Source organism: Pseudomonas sp. (assembly GCF_050739995.1).
Lineage (GTDB): Bacteria > Pseudomonadota > Gammaproteobacteria > Pseudomonadales > Pseudomonadaceae > Aquipseudomonas.
The window spans coordinates 1-2,064 of record NZ_JBOICG010000149.1 but is presented as its reverse complement, the minus strand read 5'-3'; the positions used below and the strand labels follow the sequence as shown (position 1 = coordinate 2,064).

The 2,064-nt window shown below is 59.3% G+C and carries 1 protein-coding gene; it reads right to left on the bottom strand.

Annotation, left to right across the window (positions count from 1 at the left end):
• Positions 1-46: 46 nt before the first annotated feature.
• Positions 47-1,942 carry a TonB-dependent receptor domain-containing protein gene (locus ACRESD_RS05255; protein ID WP_431749956.1) on the bottom strand — a complete coding sequence of 632 codons (1,896 nt, stop codon included), beginning with the start codon at positions 1,940-1,942 and terminating at the stop codon, positions 47-49.
• Positions 1,943-2,064 lie beyond the last annotated feature (122 nt).

Sequence of the window (2,064 nt, the reverse complement as noted above, 5' to 3'; positions counted from 1 at the left end):
AAATGTGGGAGGGGGCTTGCCCCCGAAGCGGCCTCACCGACGACGATCAGATTTCAGGCGTCCAGGTCACGCCGAACATCAGCGCCCGACCTTCTTCCCGGTAGCCATATTGCTGGCCTTGATACTGATACAGCGCCCGGCTGTAGGCTTTGTCCAGCAGGTTATCGACCTTCATGTTCAGCGTGACTTCACGGCTCACGGCCCAGTTGGCGCGTAATCCAAGCAATCCATAACCACCCAACGGTTGCTGGTTCTTCGGATCGTCGTAGCTGCTGCTGACCGCTTGCCAGCTGGCACCGATGCCAAACTGGTCGAATTGGCGGTCCAGGTCCAGGCTCAAGGTGCGCCTGGCACGACGGGCCAACGTCCGCCCGGAGTCACGATCCCGTGGGTCAATCATTGCCAGTCCCAGGCTGCCTTGCCAACCGAACAGCGCTTGCTTGAGTGTGGCTTCGAAGCCATTGATACGCGCCGAGCTGACATTTTGCGGGCCATCGCTGCCGAATACGATCGCGTCCTGAATGTCGGTGCGGTACAGCGACGCTTCCAGGCGGCTAGTGTCGCTGAGCTGGCTGCGCCATTGCACTTCGTAGCTTTTCGAGGTTTCGGGTTTCAGGTTCGGGTTGCTGTTTTTAAAACCGTATTCGTCCGGGTAGTACAGGTCGTTGAACGTCGGCGCGCGGAAGCCCTCGCTGTAACTCAGCAGCAGGTCGTTGTCCGGGTTGACCGGCACGGTCAAGGTGCCGCTCCAGCTGTTGTGACCGCCGAACTGTTGATTCTGGTCGCGACGCAGGCCCAGCTCTGTGGAAAAGTACCGGGCTTGAAACCGATGCTGGATAAACGCGGCACGGTTCCAGCGGCTGTCTTCGGCGAGCGTAGTGCTGCTGTTGACCCGATCTTCGTACCAGTCGGCGCCCAGGATCAGGCTGTTCTGGTCATTGAGGGTCAGGTCGTTCTGCCAGTTCAGCGAGTCGCGGTAAGTGTTGAACACACTGCGTTCGTCGCTGAGTTTATCCAGGGTTTTTTCGCGGTTTTCACTGTGTCCCAGTTCGACGCGGGATTTCCAGAGGTCGTTGATCTGTGCGTCGACATAGCTGCTGACACTACTGACGCTGAAGTCGGTGTAGGGCTTCTGCTGGAAACTTTGATAGGTGGCCGAGTCATAGCGACCGAAGGGGTTATCGAATTCGCTTTTTCCGCGGTTATCCAGCACGTTTATGCCGGCATCGACGTCATTGGTGAAGGCATGGCTCAGGCTGAAACTGACGGCTTGGTTGCGATAGGCATCATGATCGCCATCGCTGGGGTACGAGGTGTGCGTGCGGTTGATCCCGGCCGTGTCATCCAGGCTGGCGCCGAGGCTGAAGCGGGTTTGCTGGTCGCCCCCGGACAGACCAAGGCTGCGTTCCCACGTGTGGTTGCTGCCAAAACCCACGTGCATGCGCGGTTGCAGGCCTGACTCGGTGCTGCGCCGGGTGAAGATCTGAATCACACCGCCAATGGCATCGCTGCCGTAGATCGCCGAGCGTGAGCCACGTAGCACTTCGATACGCTCAACCTGCTCAATGTTGAGGTATTGCAAGTTGCTGGTACCGGTGGTGGAACTGCTGATGCGCTGGCCATCCACCAGCACCAGGCTCTGGGCGGTCGAGGTGCCACGAATGTAAACGTTGGTCGCACTGCCACGGCCACCGCTTTGTGCCACCTGTACGCCGGGCACGCGGCTTAGCAAGTCACTTACGCTGGTGGGTTGCAGGCGGTCGATATCTTCGCGGGTGAAGACGGTGTTGGCGGTGCTGCTGTCGTTGCGCGCCTGGACTTGGCGGTTGGCGCTGATGACCACGTCGGGGAGTTTCAGGGCGTTGTCGCGCTCGAAGGTGTCGGCGAGCAGGTCAGCGGCGGGGAGCAATAACAGCGGTAAGGCAAAGCGAAGACGGTTCATGGGCTGTCCATAGCAGTCAGCAACGATACAAAACAGATGTGGGAGCTGGCTTGCCTGCGATGACGGTGGCACATTCAGCATCAATGTGTCTGATAAACCGCTATCGCAGGCAAGCCAGCTCC

What these genes read in the sequence shown, in the direction of transcription:
- ACRESD_RS05255 (WP_431749956.1), bottom strand. Translation starts at nt 1,942, where the DNA reads ATGAACCGTCTTCGCTTTGCCTTACCGCTGTTATTGCTCCCCGCCGCT.